At 72.9% G+C, this 21847-nt stretch carries 20 protein-coding genes; 7 read left to right on the forward strand and 13 right to left on the reverse strand.

The window, feature by feature from the left end:
* Positions 1–303 precede the first annotated feature (303 nt).
* The 6 genes from ABD714_RS03760 to ABD714_RS03785 form a co-directional block, all read right to left on the reverse strand.
* Positions 304–1275 carry an aldo/keto reductase gene (locus ABD714_RS03760; RefSeq protein WP_344810925.1) on the reverse strand — a complete coding sequence of 324 codons (972 nt, stop codon included), beginning with the start codon at positions 1273–1275 and terminating at the stop codon, positions 304–306.
* Between the two features lie 51 nt (positions 1276–1326).
* On the reverse strand, positions 1327–1851 hold the full coding sequence (locus ABD714_RS03765; RefSeq protein ID WP_344810926.1) for a gamma carbonic anhydrase family protein: 525 nt from the start codon (positions 1849–1851) through the stop codon (positions 1327–1329).
* On the reverse strand, positions 1848–2891 hold the full coding sequence (locus ABD714_RS03770; RefSeq protein WP_344810927.1) for a Gfo/Idh/MocA family protein: 1044 nt from the start codon (positions 2889–2891) through the stop codon (positions 1848–1850). The genes ABD714_RS03765 and ABD714_RS03770 overlap by 4 nt, the downstream gene beginning before the upstream one ends.
* Positions 2892–2951: 60 nt before the next feature.
* Positions 2952–3947: a Gfo/Idh/MocA family protein gene (locus tag ABD714_RS03775; RefSeq protein WP_344810928.1), complete on the reverse strand. Its 996-nt coding sequence runs from the start codon at positions 3945–3947 to the stop codon at positions 2952–2954.
* Positions 3948–4080: 133 nt separating this feature from the next.
* A complete protein-coding gene (locus ABD714_RS03780) occupies positions 4081–6699 on the reverse strand; it encodes a CHAT domain-containing protein (RefSeq protein ID WP_344810929.1) in 2619 nt (872 codons plus the stop codon).
* Complete coding sequence (locus ABD714_RS03785) at positions 6674–8218, reverse strand: S8 family peptidase (protein ID WP_344810930.1); 1545 nt, start codon at positions 8216–8218, stop codon at positions 6674–6676. The genes ABD714_RS03780 and ABD714_RS03785 overlap by 26 nt, the downstream gene beginning before the upstream one ends.
* Positions 8219–8383: 165 nt before the next feature.
* Between ABD714_RS03785 and ABD714_RS03790 the strand changes: the two genes are divergently transcribed.
* Positions 8384–9217 (forward strand): pentapeptide repeat-containing protein, encoded by an 834-nt coding sequence (locus ABD714_RS03790; protein WP_344810931.1) that lies wholly within the window; start codon positions 8384–8386, stop codon positions 9215–9217.
* A gap of 21 nt (positions 9218–9238) precedes the next feature.
* On the opposite strand, the gene ABD714_RS03795 is transcribed toward ABD714_RS03790, so the two are convergent.
* Positions 9239–10612, reverse strand: a complete 1374-nt coding sequence (locus ABD714_RS03795; protein WP_344810932.1) for an MFS transporter — start codon at positions 10610–10612, stop codon at positions 9239–9241.
* Positions 10613–10684: 72 nt separating this feature from the next.
* The gene (locus ABD714_RS03800; RefSeq protein ID WP_344810933.1) at positions 10685–11218 is read right to left on the reverse strand and encodes a Dps family protein; all 534 of its coding nucleotides are present in this window, start codon (positions 11216–11218) and stop codon (positions 10685–10687) included.
* Positions 11219–11579: 361 nt separating this feature from the next.
* On the opposite strand from ABD714_RS03800, the gene ABD714_RS03805 reads away from it, so the two are divergent.
* Entirely contained in the window at positions 11580–11999 is a 420-nt protein-coding gene (locus ABD714_RS03805; RefSeq protein ID WP_344810934.1) for a hypothetical protein, read from the forward strand.
* A 57-nt stretch (positions 12000–12056) separates the two neighbouring features.
* On the opposite strand, the gene ABD714_RS03810 is transcribed toward ABD714_RS03805, so the two are convergent.
* Both ABD714_RS03810 and ABD714_RS03815 read right to left on the reverse strand, forming a co-directional pair.
* Positions 12057–12842, reverse strand: a complete 786-nt coding sequence (locus ABD714_RS03810) for a response regulator transcription factor (RefSeq protein ID WP_344810935.1) — start codon at positions 12840–12842, stop codon at positions 12057–12059.
* Positions 12843–12910: 68 nt separating this feature from the next.
* Positions 12911–15064 (reverse strand): sensor histidine kinase, encoded by a 2154-nt coding sequence (locus ABD714_RS03815; RefSeq protein WP_344810936.1) that lies wholly within the window; start codon positions 15062–15064, stop codon positions 12911–12913.
* An 85-nt stretch (positions 15065–15149) separates the two neighbouring features.
* Here ABD714_RS03815 and ABD714_RS03820 point away from each other — a divergent pair, with 85 nt between their 5' ends.
* Positions 15150–15530: a response regulator gene (locus ABD714_RS03820; protein WP_344810937.1), complete on the forward strand. Its 381-nt coding sequence runs from the start codon at positions 15150–15152 to the stop codon at positions 15528–15530.
* On the forward strand, positions 15527–15907 hold the full coding sequence (locus tag ABD714_RS03825; protein WP_344810938.1) for an Hpt domain-containing protein: 381 nt from the start codon (positions 15527–15529) through the stop codon (positions 15905–15907). The genes ABD714_RS03820 and ABD714_RS03825 overlap by 4 nt, the downstream gene beginning before the upstream one ends.
* Here the strand turns inward: ABD714_RS03825 and ABD714_RS03830 are convergent.
* Positions 15904–16533 carry a rhomboid family intramembrane serine protease gene (locus ABD714_RS03830; RefSeq protein WP_344810939.1) on the reverse strand — a complete coding sequence of 210 codons (630 nt, stop codon included), beginning with the start codon at positions 16531–16533 and terminating at the stop codon, positions 15904–15906. The genes ABD714_RS03825 and ABD714_RS03830 overlap by 4 nt on opposite strands.
* A 145-nt stretch (positions 16534–16678) precedes the next feature.
* Between ABD714_RS03830 and ABD714_RS03835 the strand changes: the two genes are divergently transcribed.
* The 3 genes from ABD714_RS03835 to ABD714_RS03845 all read left to right on the forward strand — a co-directional run bounded on the left by ABD714_RS03835 (position 16679) and on the right by ABD714_RS03845 (position 20019).
* The gene (locus tag ABD714_RS03835) at positions 16679–17764 is read left to right on the forward strand and encodes a hypothetical protein (RefSeq protein WP_344810940.1); all 1086 of its coding nucleotides are present in this window, start codon (positions 16679–16681) and stop codon (positions 17762–17764) included.
* A gap of 84 nt (positions 17765–17848) precedes the next feature.
* A complete protein-coding gene (locus ABD714_RS03840) occupies positions 17849–18991 on the forward strand; it encodes a Gfo/Idh/MocA family protein (protein WP_344810941.1) in 1143 nt (380 codons plus the stop codon).
* A gap of 11 nt (positions 18992–19002) precedes the next feature.
* Complete coding sequence (locus ABD714_RS03845) at positions 19003–20019, forward strand: Gfo/Idh/MocA family protein (RefSeq protein ID WP_344810942.1); 1017 nt, start codon at positions 19003–19005, stop codon at positions 20017–20019.
* 36 nt (positions 20020–20055) lie between these two features.
* Here ABD714_RS03845 and ABD714_RS03850 read toward each other — a convergent pair whose 3' ends face one another.
* Complete coding sequence (locus ABD714_RS03850) at positions 20056–21027, reverse strand: aldose epimerase family protein (RefSeq protein WP_344810943.1); 972 nt, start codon at positions 21025–21027, stop codon at positions 20056–20058.
* A gap of 56 nt (positions 21028–21083) precedes the next feature.
* Entirely contained in the window at positions 21084–21764 is a 681-nt protein-coding gene (locus tag ABD714_RS03855) for a DUF4352 domain-containing protein (protein WP_344810944.1), read from the reverse strand.
* Between the last annotated feature and the right edge of the window lie 83 nt (positions 21765–21847).

Here is a 21847-nt window from a genome sequence, read left to right on the forward strand (position 1 = left end):
CTAACGTACTGCCGAGCCAGTGCTGACGTGCCGATCCAGGGGGAGTGGTACCGCCGGTCTCAGGCGGAGTGCGCATCGAGACGATGAGGATCCACGGGTCCTCGTGGTAGCGGTCCAGTACTCCCACCGGTTGGGGAGCCGGTGAGTATCGGGGAGTTGCGTCTGGGCCCGCCGCGCGAGCGGCGGGCCCGACCTACCTCGGGGTCGTGACCTCCTGACGCCGGAACGGATGCCTCCGTCCCCGCTGTCGGGGGCACAGGCATCCGTTCCGCGTCGGCTAGGCCGCGATGCTCCCGGCCGGGATCACCAGGCGTAGTCCTCCGGGGCCGTCTTGTGCCCCGGGAAGATCTCGTCCAGCTTGTCCAGCGTCGCCTGGTCCACCGTCAGCTCCACGGCCCGCACGGCGCCGTCGAGCTGATCGGCCGTCCGGGGGCCGATGATCGGGGCGGTGACCGCGGGACGGCTCAGCAGCCAGGCCAGACCGAGCTCGGCGGGCTCGGTGCCGAGGTCGGCCGCCAGGTCCTCGTACGCCTGGACCTGGTCACGGTGGTCCGCCAGGGTCTGCGCGGACCGACCCTCGAGACGGCGCACTCCCTCGTTCTGCTTGCGGATCACGCCACCCAGCAGACCGCCGTGCAGCGGCGACCACGGGATGATGCCGAGGCCGTAGTGCTCGGCGGCGGGAATGACCTCGAGCTCGATGGTGCGGGCCATCAGGTTGTAGAGCGACTGCTCGCTGACCAGACCGAACGAGTGGCGGCGGGCGGCTGCCTCCTGCGCCTGGGCGATGTGCCAGCCCGCGAAGTTGCTGCTGCCCGCGTAGAGGATCTTGCCCTGCGCCACGGCGACGTCGATGGCCTGCCAGATCTCGTCCCACGGGGTGGCCCGGTCGACGTGGTGGAACTGGTAGAGGTCGATGTAGTCCGTCTGCAGCCGCTTCAGGCTGGCGTCCAGAGCCCGTCGGATGTTGAGGGCGGACAGCTTGCCGTTGTTGGGCCAGGGATCCATGTCGCCGTAGACCTTGGTGGCCAGCACGGTGCGCTCTCGACGCCCGCCGCCCGAGGCGAACCAGCTGCCGACGATCTCCTCGGTACGGCCCTTGTGGTCGGGCCCGCCGTAGCCGTTGGCGGTGTCGAAGAAGTTGATGCCGACGTCGTGCGCGCTGTCCATGATCGCGTGCGAGTCGGGTTCGGTGGTCTGCGGCCCGAAGTTCATGGTGCCGAGGCAGAGACGTGAGACGGTCAGGCCGGTGCGGCCGAGGTGGGTGAACTCCATGCCTCCCTGCCTACCACCGCAGTTGAAACGGTTCGTCACCGCCCCTGGGGGTCAGCCGGTGACGTCCCGGTGCCGGGCGGACAGCTCGAGGTAGATCCGAGCGTTGATCACGACCTTGTCGCGCTCGTCGTCGGTGAGGGTCCGGCGGACCTTGCCCGGCACCCCGGCGACCAGGGATCCGGGCGGCACGACAGTGCCCTCCAGCACCACGGTGCCCGCGGCGACCAGCGAGCCGGCCCCGATCACGGCTCCGTTGAGCACCGTGGCGTTCATGCCGATCAGGCAGTCGTCCTCGATCGTGCAGCCGTGCACGACCGCTGCGTGACCGACCGACACCCCGGCACCGATCACGGTCGGGAAGCCGTAGTCGGTGTGCACCACCACGTTGTCCTGCAGGTTGCTGCCCGCTCCGAGGACGACGGTGTCCATGTCGGCGCGGACGACCGCGCCGTAGAACAGGCTGGCCCCGGCCTCGATGGTCGCGTTCCCGATCACCGCCGCCGTCGGGGCCAGCCAGGCGTCGGGGTGGATGGTCGGCACGGAGCCGTCGTAGGGCAGCACCAGCGGCCCGGTCACTGCGGGGCCCCCGTGGAGCCGGCCTCGGCGGGCCGGAGGACGGTGTCGGCCGCCCGGAGAACGGGGGCGATGGTCCGGGTCCGGGCCGACTCGTAGCCCGCCAGGATCATGCCGAGGGCCTCGATGCCCTCCTTCTCGGTGTGCAGCGGCCGGCTGGCAGTAGTCAAGGCGTCGGCGAAGTGACCGATCTCGGCGACGAAGGTGTCCACCGGCTCGTACGTGGTCGAGGTCGTCCCGCCGCCCCGGAGGTGGACGTGCAGGCTGGTGCCGTCGCTGTGCAGGGTGCCGTGCTCGGCCACCACGGAGAACCGCTCGGTGATCTCGGGTGGGTCGTAGGCCCAGCTGGTCCAGAGCGTGCCGACGGCCCCGTTCTCGAAGCGGACGATGACCTGCGCCGAGTCCTCGCCCTCGGCGAAGGTCAGCCGGTGGGTGGACAGCATCGCCACGGCCTCGACCGGCACGGAGCCGGCCAGGTGCAGCATCAGGTAGGTGGGGTGGTAGCCGGTGTCGATCAGCTCACCGCCGCCGCTGGTGGCCGCGCTCGCCCGCCAACCCATGTTCGCGGGGTCGAAGTCGTTGTGGAAGCAGTCGGTGGTGCGCACCTCGTACACGCGGCCCAGACGACCCGAGTCGAGCACCTCCTTCGCCGCGGCCACCGCGGGCAGGAACAGCTGGTTGTGGGCGCACATCAACGTCACCCCCGACGCCGCCACCGCGTGCTGCACCCGCCCGGCCTCGACCGGGCGGAGACAGAGCGGCTTCTCGCACAGGACGTGCAGACCGGCTTCGGCCGCGGCCACGACCGCGTCGGCGTGCAGGTGGTGGGGGAGGCAGATGTCGACCGCGTCGAGCTCACCCGCGGCGATCATCTCCCGGTAGTCCGCGAAGCCACGGGCGCCCAGCTCGGCGGCCCGCCGCTCGACGGTCTCCGGCACCGCATCGGCGATCGCGGTCACGGCGATGCGGTCGGCGTGGGCGGTGTAGCCCCGGATGTGGGCGGAGGCGATGCCGCCCCCGCCGATGAGTCCGACTCTGATCATGGTGCGGTGCAGCTCCTGGGAGTGGGTTCGGTGAGGAGGTCAGCCGAGACGAGACAGGGATCAGGCGTAGTCGACCGCGGTGCCGGTGCGGGCCGCCTCGTTGGCCGCCACCACCAGCCGGGTCAGCTCGACGGCCCGCTCGAGGTTGTCGGTGTCCTCGGTCTCGGTGGCGATGGCGGTCAGCCACCGGTCGTACGCGTCCGGGGCATCGGCGGGGACCGGTGCGGCGTGCCAGCTGCGACCCTTGGCGTCGCTGAGCAGCAGCTCGCCGGTGGCGTCGGAGTAGGTGAGGCTGCCCTCGGTGCCGAAGACCTCGATGGTGAACGGGTTGGCGCTGACGAAGCCGGCCTCGATCACCCCGATGGCGCCGTCGGCGTACCCGACCGTGACGACGGCGTGGTCGTCCACGTCCCGTCCGGTGAGCGAGCGATAGGTGGCCGAGACGGTCTGCGGCGTGCTGCCCAGGATCCGCTGCACCAGGTACACCGGGTGGCAGCCGAGATCGGTCAGCGCGCCGCCGATCGCGGTGGCGGGGTCGAAGAACCGTTCCGGCAACCAGCCCGCGGTGGCCCCGTCGTGGGAGAGCCGGACCCGGGCGTAGGTCAGGCGCCCGAGGGTGCCACCGTCGACGACCTCGGTGACCGCTGTCGCGTACCCGTGGTAGAGCCGGGGGAGGGAGACGACGACCTGGCGTCCGGCGGCGCGGGCGGCGGTCAGGATCTCGTCGGCTTCGGCCACCGTGGGGGCGAGCAGCTTCTCGGTGAAGACGTGCTTGCCGGCCGCGATCGCCTGGCCGATCACCTCGCGGTGGGCCACCGTCTCGGTGGTGATGGTCACCGCGTCGACGTCGGACCGGGCCAGCAGGCCGGCGAGGTCCTGGGTGAAGGGCGCGCCGGTGTCGCCGGCCAGGGCAGCACCCCGCTCGGGGTCGTCGTCCCAGACGGCGACCAGCTCGGCGTGGGGGTGCTCCAGGGTTCGGCGGGCGTAGTCGCCGGCGTGCACGTGCCAGGCGCCGACGACGGCGACACGTAGGGGGCTGGGCGTCGGGTCAGGCACGAAGTTTCCACCTCGGTGTGGGTTGGGTTACTTAGTACCACCATCCTCGCACCGTCCGATCCGAGGTGCGCGAGGCCTCCAGGGGTGCGTCTTCCCACGTGAGACGGCCTTTCGTCGAATCGCCGTGTCCGGCTCAGGCGGACCACGCCGTCCCGAAGCAGACGAACGGGCTCGGGTGGTCGACCTGGTCGGTGACCAGAGCGAGGGCCTCGGCGGCGTCCCGGCCGCGGGCCAGCTCCGCGTGGTAGCGCTGCATCACGTCGGCCGCCGCGTCGTCGTGCACCCGGGCGACCCCGGCCACCACGGCGGCCGTGCCGAGCTGCAGCAGCACGCTGGTCAGGCCCAGCGCCTCCTCGCCCGCCCGCACGGTGCTGCGGCCGACGTCGCAGGCCGACAGCACCACGTGCTCGGGGGCTCGGCCCCGCTGGTCCAGCTCGTAGGCGAAGACCGGTCCGCCGGTCAGCGACAGGGAGGAGAACATCGGGTTCTGGCCGCGATGGACGCCGTGCGCGGCCACGTGGACCAGGCGCCCGGTGCCCATCGCCTCGAGCAGGTCCGCCGAGCTCGCCGTGGCGAGGTGGACCGCGTCGGCGTACGGGGACCAGGTGCCGGCGACCGTCGCCGCCTCGGTCCGGGCGCGGGGCAGCCCCGGGCCGGCCACGGCCGTCACCGACCACCCCTCGATGACCGCGGACCGGCCGCCGGGAGCGGGTGCCCGGGGGCGGAGGGACAGGTGGGCCCTGTACCAGCCGCTCAGCGACGGCGTGATCGACACCGGCCGCCCCGCCAGCGCCGGCAGCAGGGGCCACGGCAGCGCCAGCAGCGTGCTGGGCGGGCTGATCACGACGGGTCGGTCGCCGGTCGGCAGCGCAGGGGCCAGCAGCCGCCCGAGCTCGGCGGCACCGTGCCGGAGAGACCGGGTGACGGTCGCCGTCATCGCCGGCGGCAGACCCGCGTTGGCGAGCACGTCCAGATCGGCTGACACCCGTCGGTGCCAGCCGCGTACGGTCTCCGCGTCGCCCAGCTCGACCAGACGCAGTGGACCCTCGGCCGGCAGCAGCACCGCACCCAGCCTCCCCCGGAGCTGGGTGATGGTGACCAGGTCGACGTCGAGGTCGGCGGCCGCGGTCCGGAGATCACGGAGGCGGGCCGGCGGCTGCCAGGCACGGCTGCCGCTGGTGAGCCAGGCCCGGGAGCGGAGCTCGGTCTGCAGGTCGGCGATCGTCGGCCCGGTGTCCGCGGCCGCCGACGCCGGGTCGGTCGTCGTGGTCGCGGAGGCCGCCTCGACCTTCCGCCGGAGCTCGGCCAGCAGCTCGGCGGCGCGGTCGTCGGCGGGCGGGGTGACGGGACGGATGCGACCGGAGACCGCTCGGGACCGTTCGACGGCGGCCAGCACCGATCCCGGGCGGCCCGACCGCACCGCCAGGTCGAGGTCGTGGGTGGCGAGTCGGCGGCCGTGGACGGCACTGGCACTCTGCAGGTCGACGCCGCCGAACTGGGCCTGGTAGGCCGCGAGCTCCCGGAGCCCGTGGGCGACCTGACGCCGGGCCTGCGGCAACCGGTGGCCGCGTTCGAGGAGCTCGGCCCGGACCAGGCGGCTGTGCAGCCGGACGGCGATGGGGTCACCCTCGCCGACCGGGCCCACCCGGTGCAGCATCTCGTCCGCCGCGGACGGACGGTCCAGATCGAGCTCGAGCTCGGCGGCGAGGAGCAGGGCCGTCCTGGCCTGCCCCGCGAACCCTTCGGCGGCGAACTCGGCGGCCAACCGGGAGGCGTGTGGCAGCAGGCGGGCGGCCGGTCGACCGCCGGCCAGGTCGGCGTGCAGCAGGACCAGCTCCGCGGCCCGCCGCCAGCGGTCGTTGCCGTGCCGGCGGAAGCGGTCCCGCGCCCGGCCGGCCAGCTTCCGGGCGTCGTCGACGTGGCCGGTCAGCAGCGCCACCTCCGCCCGCGTCAGGTCCACCTCCCCGAGGTCCTGCCAGCACCGGTCCCGGCGGAACAGGTCCGCGGCCTCGGCCAGGGCCGCGTCCGCCTCCTCGGGCAGCCCGGCGGCCAGCAGCACCCGGGACCGGTCGAGGTGGGCGATGCCCTGCTGGGTCTCTCCGTCCAGCTCCATGCCCTCGTGCATCAGGCGCAGCGCCCGGGGCAGGTCGCCGGCGGTGAACTCCAGGCAGCCCAGGTTGTGCAGCGCGACGTGCTCGAACAGGCGGTACTCGAGCTGGCGCGAGAGCGAGGCGGCCCGGGACAGGTCGGCGCGGGCGCCCGGCAGGTTACCGATCTCCACGAACAGCGCACCCCGGTTCAGCAGGAGGCGCACCAGGTCACGCCCGGAGGCGTGGATGTTCTCGATGGCCGCGGCGAAGTCGAGCTCCGCCTCGGCGAGGCGGCCACCCCGGAACAGGATCAACGCGCGCTGGCTGACCAGGAACGCGGTCAGCTCCGGGTCGCCGAGGCACTCCGACCACTCGAGCGCCCGGTTCATGATCACCAACGCGGGCTCGAGCCCGTGGATCTCGACAGTCGACTTGGCCAGCGTCGCCAGCAGCCGCGAGACCGTCCGACAGCGCTCGTCCCGGCACCCGTCCACGGTGTGGTCGCCGGCGGCGTTCGTCGCCTCGAGACCACGCCGGAGGAGCTGCTCGGCGCGGGCCGCGTGGCCGCCCGCGTTCTCCTGGACGGCTCGCTGGTGCAGAGCCGTCGCCCGGATCAGCGAGGGGTCTGATCCGGCGTCAGCGACGGTAGCGTGCGGCGACATCCCCGACGACCTCCCGCAGACGCACCGCCCGCTGTCCCGCCAGGTGCCGCTGCAGGCAGAAGCCGAGGAACGCGGGGGCCGCGAACGACGTGCCGGACCACAGGGCGAAACCGGCCGGCGACACATCGGCCTCCTCGGCCGGAGCAGGGAGGTACTGCGCAGAGAAGTCGTCGGGGTCGAGGCTCTCCCGGTGCTGACCGGCCCAGCGCGTCCGTGCGCTCGGTTGGACGGAGCCGTCGAAGGTCCGCGGCGCCGTGCTCAGCACCTGGGCCCCGGGCCAGTAGGTGTCCACCCAGTCGCCCGCGTTGCTGAACAACGCCACCGAGCCGTTCGGGTTGCGAGCGCCGACGCTGACCACGTTCTCGATGGTCGTGCTGAAGGCGGCCGGGTACATCGGACGGGTCGTGGCGTCGTTGCCCGCCGACACGATCACCACGACCTCGTGGTCGGAGAGGTTCTGCAGGGCGGCGGCCAGTGACGCGGTCTTGCTCGCGTCCTCGCTCTCCAGGTAGTAGCCGAACGAGAGCGAGACCGCGGCGACCGGGCGGGCGCCGGTGACGTGGTCGATGGCGAGTCGGTCGAGCTCGTTGATCATCATCGTCTCGGAGACGAACCCGTCGGCGCCCATCACCTGGATCATCAGCAGGTCGGCGTCCGGGCAGGCCTGTCGGACGAGACCGGCGACGAAGGTGCCGTGGCCGGAGAAGTCGTCGATCACGCCCACGAGTCGGTGGTGGATGATGCCGGTCTTCTCCGGCTCGACCGCCGTCCCCGGTCGCACCTCCACGCCGTCCACCAGCCAGGGGTGCTCACCGATGCCGGTGTCCAGCAGGACCACCGTGGGCCGGTCGGCGACGTCGGGAGAGCGCAGCGGGGCCGGCCCGAGGTAGGCCACGGGTGTCCGGCCGCCGAGCCCGGCGGAGGCGTACTCGTCGACGACGCCTCCCCCCACGGTCTTCGTGCCGCCGACGGTCTTGGTCCCCCCGACGGTCTTGGTGCCGCCGACGGTCTTGGTCTGCCCCAGGATGTCTGCGTACATCAGGTGGTCCAGGCCGACCTCGGTGGGGTTGTCGATCCGTCGTGGCTCCCTGCCGCCATCAGCCCCGGCGGCGTCCGCCTGGCGGCGGTCGTCGATGAGCGAGCGGTACTCCTGGAGGAGACCCCAGGCGTCGACCACGACGGCGAAACCCGGCTCCGGGGTGAGCCGGAGCGGGGTGACCCATGGGGTCGAGCGGTCGGTCCCGGCCCCGGCCTCGAAGTTGCGGGCATTCACCTCGTCGGGTCGGGCGGCCAGGTGCTTGTCCTCCCGGAGCCAGCCGATGATGTCCGTGACCTCGGCGCCGGTCGGGTCGCCGACGACCAGCAGGCTGTCGGCGACGTAGAGGGTGGTGTCGAGACGGTCACCCTCCCGTCTGACGACGCGGGCGGGATCCAGGATCCGGGCGTTCCAGGCGACCAGGGGGTCGTACATCCCCTCATAGGGCTGTGGAGGGTCAGCACCGCCGTCCGCTGGGCTCATGGTTCCCCCTGATTGTTCCGCCGTTCGTTTCAGAGTAGGGCGTCGGCGGTCCAGCGCTCAACGACTTTGACGGGCTGCGACCCGGACAACGGGCGTACAGTCACCTCACACCGGCGGCCACCTCACACCGACAGGGGCGGCTGCTGCCCCGACGGAGAGATGGTGATGGACGAGGTCGCCGAGCTCCGAGCCGACTGCGCCCGCTGTTCCGGCTTGTGCTGCGTGGCACTGCCGTACGCGGCCTCCGCCGACTTCGCCTACGACAAGCCCTCGGGGCGGCCCTGCCGTCACCTGGAGGTGTTCTCGTGCTCCATCCACGCGCAGCTGCCCGAACGTGGGTTCGCCGGCTGCACGGTCTTCGACTGCCTCGGCGCGGGCCAGCAGGTCACCCAGCACACGTTCGGCGGGGTGACCTGGCGTGACCGCCCGGAGCAGGCGGGCGACGTGTTCGCCGCCTTCCTGATCATGAGGCAGCTGCACGAGCTCCGCTGGTACCTGCGCCAGGCCGACCGGGGTGACCAGCCTGCCGCGGTACGCGATCGGGTCCGCGCACTGGCCACCGAGACGGCGGCGCTGACCCTGCTGGGACCGGAGGAGCTGCTGCGGTGCGACGTCGCCGGCCACCGGGCCGCGGTGGACGTGGTGCTCAGCGAAGTGAGCCGACGGGTCCGGCGCAGTGCCGTGCGTGCGGTGGCCGATCTGAGCGAACGACCACGCAGCACCCGGCGCGCCGACCTGATCGGGGTCAAGCTCGCCGAGGTCGACCTGCGTGGGTGCGATCTCCGGGGAGCACTGCTGCTGGGCGCCGACCTGCGCCGTTGCGACCTGCGCGGTGCCGACCTGATCGGGGCCGATCTGCGGGCGGCCGACCTGAGCGGCGCCGACCTGTCCACCGCTCTCTACCTGACCGAGCCCCAGCTCGCGGCCGCGCGGGGGGACGACCAGACCAGGCTGCCGGCCGGGATCCGCCGTCCCGCGGGCTGGCAGCTCCGGCGCTGAGCGTCCCGGGGACTCTCCCGGTCAGTCCTCCAGTGCTCGGCCGCGCCGTTCCGGCAACCCCAGGGCTGCCACCGCTGCGACCGCGAAAGCCACGGCGAAGACCACGAAGAGCCCGGTCAGCCCCGTCGTGGATCGCAGCAGGGGCACCAGCAGGGGAGCGATGATCGACGCGATCCGACCGAAGGCCGCCGCGCTGCCGGCGCCCGTGGCCCGCAGGTCGGTCGGATAAACCTCGGGGGTGACCGCGTAGAGCGCACCCCACGCGCCGAGGTTGAAGAACGAGAGGGCCATCCCGGCGGCCAGCACCGCCGGCACGGAGTCGGCCAACCCGAACGCGACGGCGCTCAGCGCGGACCCGGCCAGGAACGTAGCCAGCGTCGGACGGCGTCCCCAGCGCTCGATCAGGATGGCGGACACGGCGTAGCCCGGCAGCTGGGCCACCGTGATGATCAAGGTGTACTCGAACGACTTGACGAGGGTGAAGCCCGACGACACCAGCAGCGACGGCAGCCAGATGAACGCGCCGTAGTAGGAGAAGTTGGTCCCGAACCAGGTCAGCCACAGTGCGAGCGTGCGGCGCCGGTAGCGCGGCGACCACAGCGTGGTCAGGCGCGGCGCCGAGCCTGGCGGCCCCGGCGGCGCCGCCGTCGGGGCCGGTGCCACGGCCTCGGCCGCCGGAGCCTCGATCCCGGCCGACGCCTCGAACCGGCGGACGGCCGACTCCGCCTCCACGTCCCGCCCCTGGCGCTCCAGGAAGCGTACGGATTCGGGCAGACCCCACCGGATCACGACGGCGTACACCGCCGGAACCATGCCGAGGACGAACGCCCAGCGCCAGCCGTCGGCCGAGGCCGGCACCACCAGGTAGCCGATCACGGCGGCGAGCAGCCAGCCGAGCGCCCAGAAGGCCTCCAGGGCGACGACGACCCGACCGCGGATCCGGGCGGGGGCGTACTCGCTGACCAGCGTGGAGGCCACCGGGAGCTCGGCACCGAGACCGAGTCCCACCAGGAAGCGCAGCACCAGCAGGAGACCGATCCCGGTGACCAGGGCTGACGCACCGGTCGCCACGCCGTAGATCAGCAGCGTCAGGGCGAACACCTGGCGGCGACCGATCCGGTCGGCGAGCAGACCACCCAGGCTGGCTCCGACAGCCATCCCGACGAAGCCGATCGAGGCGATGGCCGACAGCTCACCCGGTGAGAGCGACCACTGGGCCGCGAGAGCGGCGAGGATGAACGAGACCAGGCCGACGTCCATGGCGTCCAGCGCCCAGCCGACGCCGGACCCGGCCAGCAGGCGCCCGTGCTGCCGGGTGAACGGCAGCCGGTCCAGCCGCTGGGACCTGCTCAGTCCGACCGGCGTGGCGTTCGGGGCCAGAGACGACTCATCCACCCGGGGATTGTGGCACCCGGGTGGATGGAGGTCGGTGCTGCGGTGGGATCACGCCACCGGCGTGAGATCAGATCACTCGTGGATCGGGCGGGGGATGCTGCGGTTGGCGATCCGGTTCTCGGAGTCGATCATCCAGGCCAGCTGCTCCAGGCGCTCCAGCACGGTGTGCAGGATGTCGGCCGAGGTGGGATCCTCGCCGTCGACCTCGTCGTGGATGCGGCGGGCGGTGCCGGCCGTGGCGTACAGCGCTGCGGTGATCAGGTCGACCGTCTCGGCGGTGTCCACCTCCTCGGAGGGGACCGCGGGCAGCGAGGACTTCGCGGCCACCGTGGCCGCGCGGCCGTCGGGGGTGATGTAGATGGCGCGCATCCGCTCCGCGACCGTGTCGGAGAACTCGCGGGCCGCGTCGACGACCTCGTCCAGCACCAGGTGGGTGTCGCGGAAGTTCTTGCCGACCACGTTCCAGTGCAGCTGCTTGCCCACCAGGTGCAGGTCGATCAGGTCGACGTGGATCTGCTGCAGGTTGTCGGCGAGCTGCTGGCTGGCCCGGAACGGCGGGCGGGCCTCGTGGATGGCGGTATCGGACGGGGAGAGCGTGCTGGTCATGGTTGGTGCCTTTCCTCTGGAGATGAGCAGGAGTCTGCCAGTCAATCTGGAATCATTCCAGTAAAGGAAGGCTCCCCTCAGTCCTCCCCGGCCCGCGTCGGTCCGCCGATCGGACCGGTGAACGAACCGGCGATCGGTCCGGCAATCGGACGGGGGGAATCCTGAGGCAAACCTGAGCGGCTCTTGTGCGCCGCCCCGGGCAGCGGTGCGCCGGCCCGGACAGTCTTCCGACATCGAGTCGTGGGGGACGACTCGGCGCCGGGTCGGGGACCCGGGAGAGAAAGTAGGGACTGCTGTGCTGACTGATCCTTTCGCTTGCGTGCGAGGAGATGACGCCGGCCGTCTTGATGCAGCGGAGTCCGTGGGGACGGACGAACCGCTGCCTGCCGCGGAGCCGGTCGGGATCGTCGGGGGGCGTCCCGCACCGGCTCCAGCGGCGGCCGTCACGACCGAACCGCAGGACAGGTTCGACGCCTTCGACCCCGGGGACGGTGCCATGGACCGCTTCGTGGCCGACTACCTCGATCTGCTCGACGGGCGGCTGGACGCCATCGGCCGGTGCATGATCGACAGCGACATCGAGGGTGCCCGGGTCGCGGTGCTCAGCCTGGAGTCCAGCAGCAAGATGCTGGGGGCCACGGTGCTGGCCGGACGTCTCACCGAGCTGCGCTCCCAGCTGGACCACCTGGGTCCGACGCCCCAGCGCAACGCGCTGCTCGCGCTGGTCGAGGTTGCCGCGGAGGCCTTCCGTCGCCGGCTGCAGTCCGCCGCCCACCGCTGAGATCCGCCCCTGCGGCCCCGGGCAACGCCTTGTGCCGCCGCCGCTTCCGCTCGCGTCTCAGTCGCCCCGGTGCTCGGCCAGCCGGTAGCCCACGCCGCGGACGGTCTCGATGTAGCGCGGTGAGCCGACCGAGTCGTTGAGCTTGCGGCGCAGGTTGGCGATGTGGACCTCCACGGCCCGCCGGTCGGACTCGGAGACGTACCCACCCGGCGACTCGCCCCGGAGCTCCAGCGCGAGCGAGTCCTTGGTGATCACCCGGCGGTTACCTGCCATCAGCGCCAGCAGCAGGTCGAACTCGCTGCGGGTCAGCTCCACGGGCGCCCCGTCCAGGTCGCAGAGCCACATGTCGCCGTTGATGCGCAGACCGTTGTGGCGCAGCCAACCCCCCACACCACGTGGCTCGACTCCGGTCGGGGGCCCCGTCGCCTCTGCCGCGCCGGCAGGGCCCAGCTCGGTGAGCCAGGTGGCCCGGTAGCGGCGGAGCATCGCCTCGATCCGGGCGCGCAGCTCGCGGGGGCGGAACGGCTTGGTCAGGTAGTCGTCGGCGCCGGCGTCCAGGCCCATCAGGGTGTCGATCTCCTCGTCGCGGGCCGACAGCATGATCACGTACGTGTTGGAGAAGGCGCGGATCCGGCGGGCCACCTCGAAGCCGTCGATGCCGGGCAGGCTGACGTCCAGGGTGGTGAGGATGGGCTGGTGCTCGCGGACCGCGTTGATGCCCTCGATCCCGGTCGCCGCCGGGATGCAGGTGAAACCCGCCTCGTCCAGGATCGCTGCCAGCAGGTTGCGCACGTCGGCATCGTCCTCGATCACCACCGCGGTGCGGTCCTGGCCCGTTGCCATGGAGTTACCGTAACGGCGTCCGGTCGCGCCCCGGCGCGGTGACCGACCCCGGCCCGGCACCCCGCGGCTCACGCCCCCGACTCCTCCGGGATCTCCGCGGCACCCTCGGGCAGTGTGAAGGCGAACGTCGAGCCGCGGTCGGGGTTGTTGACGGCCCAGATGCGGCCGCCCAGGCGCTCGACGATGCTGCGGGAGATTGACAGACCGAGCCCGGTCCCACCCTTCTCGCGGGCGTCGGAGGAGTCCACCTGCTCGAAGCGCTCGAAGATGAGCTCCAGACGGTTCTCCGGGACCCCCCGGCCCTGGTCCCGCACGGTGAAGGTGACGTTGGTGCCATCGGGCGCGGCGGTGAGGTGCACCTCGCTGCCCGGGGCGGAGAACTTGATGGCGTTGCCGATCAGGTTGATCAAGGTCTGCACCACCCGGTCGGCGTCGGCCAGCACCAGACCGGAGGCCTCGTCGACCTGGACCGTGACCCCCGCCTCGCCGGCCAGCACCCGGACCTGGTCCTCGACCACCGCCAGCAGGCTCGCCACGTCGTGGCTACCGACCTGCATCGGCATCGAACCGGACTCGATCCTCTCCATGTCGAGGATCTCGTTGATCAACCGGGTCAGGCGCTCGCTGCTCTCCAGGGCGATCTCGACCATCCGGGTCGCCGCGGGGCTCAGCTCCCCGAGCGCGCCGCCGGCCAGCAGCCCGAGCGAACCCCGGATGGCCGTCAGCGGGGTCTTCAGCTCGTGGCTGACCAGGGAGACGAACTCGTTCTTCAAGCGGTCGACCTCTCGCCGGCGCGTCATGTCGCGGAAGACCACCACCACTCCGCGCACGCTGGTGGACTCGCCCGACGGGTCGGCCAGCGGGCTGGCGCTGACCTCGACCGGCACCAGGCGTCCGTCGACGGACCGGTAGGCGTCGTCGATCCCGGTGATCGCCAGCCCGTTGCGCTGGATGGTGCGCAGGTAGCAGTCCGCTGAGGGGTGGGAGTGGAACACCTCGTGGGCGTCGGCCCCGAGCAGCTCGGTCCGGCGGGCACCGAGCAGCCGGGCGCCGGCCGGGTTGAGGAAGGTCACCCGGCCCTGGTTGTCGACACCGTAGACGCCGTCGCCCACCGAGTCGATGAGCAGGTCGGTCCGCTGGGTGACCGCGGCGAGCTCGGTCGAGCGCTCGATGACGCGCTGCTCCAGACTGGCCCGCAGCCGTTCGTTGTCGGTGAGCAACAGCACCTGTCGCGCGGTGATCGCGATCAGGACGGCGCCGAGCAGGATCGCCACCGGTGCGCTGACCGCGCCGTCGGAGGTCCCCACCAGGGTGAGTGACCCCGCGACGAAGAACACGGCGAACATGAGCAGCGTGCCGGCGATGGGGGACCGCCGGCGTACGACCGCGAGCGGCGGGCTGTCCGGAGTGGGTCGTGGCCAGCGGACGGCGACGGCGAGCAGGACGTAGCCCGCCATCCAGCCCAGGTCGATCAGCGTGCCGAAGGTGAAGACGCCCTCGGACCGCCGGACCGCGGCGCTGATGTCGGCCACCGCAAACAGGGCGAAGCCGGCGGCGGCCAGGGCCAGCGACGGGAGGTGGCGGCGGTCGCTGCGCAGGAAGAGCAGCCAGGCCACGGTCACCAGCACGATGTCGATCACCGGGATCAGCACGACCGCCAGACCTTCGACCGAGGGTTGCTCGGCGAGCCGGGGGACCAGGGTCTGACCGAGGATCAGCAGCAGGGACCCGGCGAGCACCACGCCGTCCAGCGCGATCCGCAGCAAGTCGATGGGGCGCCGACGGCCCGACGGGTAGCTGGCCAACCCGACGATGACCACGATCAGGCTGGCGAGGTGCAGGGCGTCGCCCACCAGGGGCAACCGGAAGCCGCCCCGGAGCTCGGTCAGGGTGAGCCACAGGTTGCGGGCGGCCGCTCCCAGGGCGGCCCACCCGAACAGCAGCCAGGCGCGGCGTCGGCGACCGGCGCTCCGGCGGAACCGGTAGCGGCAGGAGGCGGCCAGAGCGAGCTCGCTGAGCACCAAACCCGCGCCGCCGACCGAGCGCCGCACCCCTTCCGGCAGGTCGCTCGCCAGCACCAGACCGATCAGCCCGAGGACCACGACAGCGGCGACGGCGATCGTACGGAAGGGCGGTTCCCCGTGGGCGGCGAGCAGGGCGGCGGCATCGGCGTCGCGCGCCGTGGTGGCGGCCCCGTCGTGGGGCCGGGAGGGCCCCGCCATGTCGGGTGACGCTAGCAGGCGGTGACGTGACGGCACCGGCTCACTTACGATGGCCGCTCGGGGGTGCGATGACGAAGGGGTCGGGGTGTTGTCACGCAAGGTGCTGGTCGTCGACGACGACGACGTCATCAGGGAGGTGGCGAAGCTCGCCCTGGAGGTGGTCGGCGGCTGGCAGGTCAGCACCGCCGCCAACGGGGTCGACGCCGGTCACGCCGCCGAGCTGGACCCGCCCGACGTGGTGCTGCTGGACGTGATGATGCCCGGTCTCGACGGGCCGGGCACGGCGGCGCTGCTGCAGGCGAACAGGGTCACGCGCGAGGTCCCCGTCATCTTCATGACCGCGAAGACGGCGCTCGCGGACACGGGCCTGGAGTCCGTCCCGAACGCGGTCGGGGTGATCAGCAAACCGTTCGACCCGATGGTGCTGGCCGCGGAGATCAACCGCCTCACCGGGTGGTCCGCGTGACCGACCACGGCTCCACCGGCGCTGGCTCGCGACCCGTTCCGTCCGACGACTTCGCCGCGGTCCTGTCCACGATCGCGAGCCAGGCCCGCCGGACCAATCTGGTCCGGGTCCTGGAGCTCACGGCCGCGCTCGACCGGGTGGCCGACGAACAGCTGGATCCCGCGGGCTGGGCGGCGGCGGAGCGCACCGCCCACCAGCTGGCCGGATCGGCCGGGACCTTCGGCTTCGACGGTGTCACCGTGCTCGCCCGGTCCCTGGAGCGCTTCCTGGCCGAGACCCGGACGGCCGGTGCGGCGGAGCCCGATCGCCTCGCGGCGGCGCGCCGACAGCTGGACCGGGCCGGCGAGCAGCTCGCCGCCGGTCCTGCGCCGGACTAGCTACGCCACCCGTACGTCGTGGGGGTCGGTGCTGCCGTCGCGCGCCGGTGCAGCAGCCAGGCTGCGACGACGCCACCCACCGCCCCACCCAGGTGGGCCTGCCAGGACACGCCGGCCGCACCGGGCAGCACACCCCAGATCAGACCGCCGTAGACCACCAGCACCGCCACCGCCACCGCTATCTGGGCGACGGAGCGGGACCACAGCCCGCGGGCCAGCAGGTAGGTCAGCCAGCCGAAGACGAGGCCGCTCGCGCCGACGATGATCGTGTCGGCGGGCGTCAGAGCCCACGCGGCCAGACCGCTGCCCACGATGCTGATCAGCGACGACAGGACCCACCTGGCCAGCCCGCCGAGCAGGACCAGGAAGCCGAGCACCCAGAACGGCAGGGAGTTGCTGATCAGGTGGTCCCAGCCCGCGTGCAGGAACGGCGCCGTGGCGATCCCGCCGAGACCGTCGATCTCGCGCGCGCGGATCCCGTACAGGTCGAGTCGCTCGCCACTCAGCTGGTCGACCGCCTCGAGCAGCCAAAGGACGGCCAGCAGGGCCGTCATCAGCACCACGGCGGCCCCCGGTGAGGGCCGGGTCCGACGGACGGGCGGTGCGCTCGGGTGCAGCTGGCTCATGCTTCCAGGGTGCCCGAACCGGACAAGCGCAGGTTCGGTGCTGTCACCCAGAGCACAGTCCACGAACCGATCCCGGGGTATCTCGGTCCAGGGTCGACCGCTCTTGCTGACATCGACCCGGACGGACCGGGCGTACGAGCACCGGATGTCCACCATGACGAGCACACCGCAGACCAGCGACCGGCCGGGGAACGCCGGACCGAGCACCCGCCAGGGGGACGGGGGCGTGCTGGCCGGCGCCGTGCGTGCCGGGCTGGTCACCGCACGGGAGCTGGCGGACGGGGTGGTGGAGCTGCGGGGGTCGGCTCTGCTGCTGCACGGACGCCCGATCGGGTACGCCAGGGGAGCGGCGTCGGCGGCGGGAGGGAGCGCTGCGGGGGAGCGCCGCCCCCCGAGCCACGAGCCGACCTGCCTGCGGCTGCTGGCCGAGACCGGGCTGGTGGCCGAGGTGCACGGGGACGGGACCGGGGAGGTGGTCTGGACGTCGGCGATCCCGGGGGAGTCGCTGACCGCGACCCGGGGGACGATGGCCGACCTGGCCGAGGTCTGCCAGGGATGGGGGGCGGCGATCGCGAACCTGCACGGAACCGGGTTCTCACGGGCGACCGACGGGGGGACGGCCGCACCGGAGGCGCCGCGGCCGTGGGTGCTCGACCCGGACCGGCCACCACGGACCGCCCGTCCGCCGGCGCCCGGAAGCGCCCGGGCGTACGTGCTGCGGATCCTCCGCGGGGACCGCGGGCTGCGACGGGCGGCCGCTCGTGTCGCCGACCGGTGGACCGTCGACCACTGGATCCACGGGGACCTGACGGGGGCGAGGGTCCTGGTGCGGCGGGGACCGGAGCTGCAGGTCCGCTTCGTCGACCTGCGCGAGTCCGGACGGGGCGACCAGGGGTGGGATCTGGCCGGTGCGCTGGAGACGGTGGCCGAGCTGACGGCAGGTCCCCGGGCGCCCTGGGGGAGCGCCAGCGGAGCGTGCCTGGCCGACTACCTGATGCAGGGCTACCGCCGGTCCGGCGGAGCGGCCTCGGTGGACGGGTCCACCCGCGCCCTGCGGATGGTCGCCCGGGCGTGGTCGCTGGCCGACGACGTGGACGCGCGGTCCGGTCACCCGGCCTCGCTGCACCCGGCCGCCGGTCACTGGTCCGAGGCCTCCCGGCTGACCGAGCGACTCGCGCTGGCCCGTGAGCTGGCCGCGCGGAGTGCCCGGGGCGGACTGGTCGCCGCCTGAGATCCCGGCGAGAAAACCGGCCGGAACGGCCCGGAGCCTGCGTGGGGGCGCGGATCCCGGGCGACGGTAGGGCAGATTCATCCCATGACCGACAGACCCCGGCACCGCACGAACGGACCCGCGACTGAGCGCGGACGGTACCGGATCGGGCTGATCGGCGCCGGTGGGATCGCTCACGAGCACCTACCGGCCTGGCTCTCGCTGGGCGCCGACGTGACCGTCTTCTCCGAGGCCGGAGCCGCGGCGCTGGTGGCGCGCTTCGGGGGCCGGGCCGTGGACTCGCTGGAGGAGCTGCTGACCGGCTGCGACGCCGTCGACATCGCCACCCCGACCCCGAGTCACGCCGGGCTCGCGATGGCCGCCCTGGCGGCAGGGCGCCCGGTGGTGTGCGAGAAGCCGCTGGCCCGGACGGCCGCGGAGGCCCAGCGGGTCATCGAGGCGTTCGAGGCGGCCGGGCTGCCGCTCTACCCGGGGCACGTGGTGCGCTACTTCGGTGAGTACGCGGCGATGCACGCCGCGGTCGCGGCCGGTGCGATCGGGGTGGTGGCCGTCCAGCGGTTCACCCGCACCGGGTCCGCCCCGGCGGCCGGCTGGTTCCACGACGACGCGCTCTCCGGCGGTCTGGTGCTCGACCAGAGCCTGCACGACCTCGACTTCGCCCGGTGGAACGCCGGCGAGATCGCCACGGCGTACGCGCTGGAGGCCGCCGCCGGCGGGGTGCGCAGCGTGCAGGTCGTGCTGAGCCACGTCGGCGGTGCCCTGAGCTACGTCCACGGCACCTGGGCGCGGCCGGGCACCACGTTCCGGACGACCTTCGACATCGCCGGGACCGGCGGGGTCCTCTCGCACGACTCGGCCCAGCACCCGCCGCTGAGCACCGACCTCGGCACCCGGCCACCGGCCGGCACGGGGGCGGACGGCCAGGGGCTGCTGCCCGCGATGCCGTACGAGAGCCCGTTCGCGACCGAGCTGGGGGAGTTCCTGGCGGCGTTGCGGGGTGGGCCGCCGCCGCGGGTGACGGCGCGCGACGGGCTGGCCGCCATCCGGATCGCCGAGGCCGCCCAGCGCTCCCTGGCCACCGGCCGGGCCGAGCCGGTCGACGCCGGAGGCCCGCAGCCCACGGCACAGACCGAGACCAGGGCACAGACCGAGACCAGGGCACAGACCGAGACCAGGGCACAGACCGAGACCACGGCACAGACCGAGACCACGGGGGCGGCGCGATGAGGATCGGCCTGATGTCGTTCGCGCACGTGCACGCCGTGTCGTACGCCAGGCTGCTCGCAGCCTGGCCGGGGATCGAGGTGGTGGCCACCGATCCCGACCACGGGCGGCGTCCCGGGGAGACCGGCGGCGCGGAGATGGCCGCCGAACTCGGCGTCGCCTACGTCGAGGACTACGCGGCGCTGCTGGCCACCCACCCCGACGGGGTGATCGTCTGTGCCGAGAACGTGGAGCACCGCCGGCTGGTCGAGCTGGCCGCCGCCGCCGGTGCCCATGTCCTGTGCGAGAAGCCGATCGCCACCACCCTGGACGACGCCGAGGCGATGACGACGGCCTGCGCGGACGCCGGCGTCCAGCTGATGATCGCCCATCCCGTCCGGTTCGCGCCGGCGTTCGCGGGACTGCGCGAGCTGGTGGCGGCCGGGACGCTCGGCCAGGTGGTGAGCATCGCGGGGACCAACAACGGGCGGATCCCACGCGGCGACCGGGCCTGGTTCGTGGATCCCGCCGCGGCCGGCGGCGGCGCACTCACCGACCACCTGGTCCACGTGCTCGACCTGTTGGACGCCCTGTGGCCCGACGGCCGGGTGAGCAGCGTGTACGCGGTGGCGAACCGCCTGCTGCACCCCGATGCCGCCGTCGAGACCGGGGGCCTGGCGGCCCTGCGGCTGGAGCTGACGTCGGCCTCCGGTCCGGTGCAGGTCCCCGTCGTCATCGACGCCAGCTGGTCGCGACCGGACAGCTACGCCACCTGGGGTGGGCTGACCCTGCGCCTCACCGGCACGGGCGGCATCACCGACCTGGACCCGTTCGCCCTGCGCGTCGGTGGCCACCTGGAAGCAGCGGGTAACGCGGCCTGGATCCCGTACGGTCCCGATCTCGACGCCCTGCTGCTGACCTCGTTCCTCGACGTGGTGGCCGGTCGCTCGACCGCCGCGCCGGACGGTGCGGCCGGCACCCGCGGGCTCGCGGTGGTCCTGGCTGCCTACGCGTCGGCCGCCTCCGGGCAGCCGGAGACGCTTCGCGGGTGACGACGGCGGGTCAGGTCCCGGGTCCGTCCGCGAGGCCTAGGCGCCGGTCACGCGAACCGCCAGGGAGGCGCTCCGGGTGCCCTTGGGGTGGATCCGCAGCAGCGTGCTGGAGATCCGGCGCGCGTCGTGCAGCCCGTGCGCCGGCCAGCTCGTGCCGGGGGCGAAAGCCAGGTAGCGACCTGTGCCGAACCAGGGGAACCCCTTGCTGGCCCCGGTCTCCAGGGCGTACCAGACGTGTGGCCAGAGCAGCTCGTCCCAGCTCAGCTCGACGGTCAGGTCCTGACTGGGCCGACGGACCCGGATCACGGCCTCGGTGAAGTCCGACAGGTAGGCCAGTCGGCTCTCGGGCGTGTCCTCACGGCCGACCCCGCGCAGGTTCACCAGGCCGCGCTGCCCGTACGCCCGCGGCCAGGGCATCAAGTCGTCGTAGGACGCGGACGAGGCCAGCCGCGGATCGGACCGGACTGTCGTCGAACCGGCGTGCACCACGGTGTCGGGACCGATCAGGGCACCGCCGAGGGCGATCTGCTGACCCCACATGACGTCGACGTGCTCGGCGCCCACGTTGGTCACCGTGTCGGTGATGGTGAGCTGGTCGTCCCGCAGCACGACGGTGCGGACGATCTCGAAGGGCGAGCGGACCAGGCGCCCGCTGAGGACCAGCTTCGTGCCCTCCAACCGCCAGTCCAGCCAGGTGAGCCGCGCCTCGCCGTCGAAGCCCCACTCGGCGCCGTGGGCGGTGGCGCTGTCGCCGCCGTTGGGGAAGACGGAGTGCCAGCCACCCGGAGAGCTGTCGTACATCGCCGCCTCCGCCGACCCCGGCAGGTCGACCGAGCCCCGGTGACGCAGCCCCCACGGGGTCTGCCACAGCAGCTCCAGCTCGTCTCGGCGGCGGCGCAGGGAGATGACGGTGCCGCCCAGGGCCGGCACGAGATCGACGACCAGGCCCTCCGAGGTCAGACGCAGGACCTCCCAGCCGCGGACGACGAGCACTTCGGGGTCAGGCACCCGGACAGGATAGAGCGACGGAGCGCCCTCACCCGGTGGGTCCGGCACCTTGAGCGTCAGTCAGGCACCTTGAGTGCGGTGACCGTCCGTGAGCTCTCGTCACTCATCAGCAGCGTCACGCCACCCCGCGGGATGTCGAAGGCCACCGTCCCCGTCACCTGCTGACCGGCGGACAGGGTGCCGGTCTCCAGCGCGGTCGAGGAGTCGGCCAGCACCTCGGGGTCGAACAGGTCGCCGGACCGGTCGAAGGCCTGGAAGGAGTCCGGACCGTAGAGCAGCAGCCCGCTCGAGGCGCTGATCCGCACGTTGACGGTCAGCAGCGAGCCCGGGGTGTCGATGTCGCTGCCGTCGGAGTTCCAGCCGTGGTCCACGATCTCCAGCACACCGCTGCCCGTGCTGGTGGTGAACTCGATCCTGTCCCCGGCCGGCGGGGTGGCCGTGGCGGCCGGCGGAGGGACCGGCCGAGGGGTTGCCCGGCGGACGTCCTCCCGACCGGCGACGACGCTCGCCACGACCACGATCACCGCCACCAGAGCCAGGGCCAGCACGGTGAGGACGGTCGGCCACGGGGACCCGGGCGGGCCGGCGGGCCGCCGCGGGCGTGTCGGCGGAGGGGCTCCGGGCGAGAGAAGGGGACGAGCGGGCGTACCACCGAGCGGACCGGGGCCGGTCAGCGGCGGTCCGGTGAACCCGGGTCCGCTGGGTCGGCCCATGCCGGGACCGGTCGGCTCGCTCACGCCGCCACGCTACCCCGCGACCCGGTGCCCAGGCCCTCGCGAGGCCAGGCCGGGGTCCTCGTCGTCCACAGGCCGATCACCGC

The organism is Microlunatus aurantiacus (assembly GCF_039536605.1).
Lineage (GTDB): Bacteria > Actinomycetota > Actinomycetes > Propionibacteriales > Propionibacteriaceae > Microlunatus > Microlunatus aurantiacus.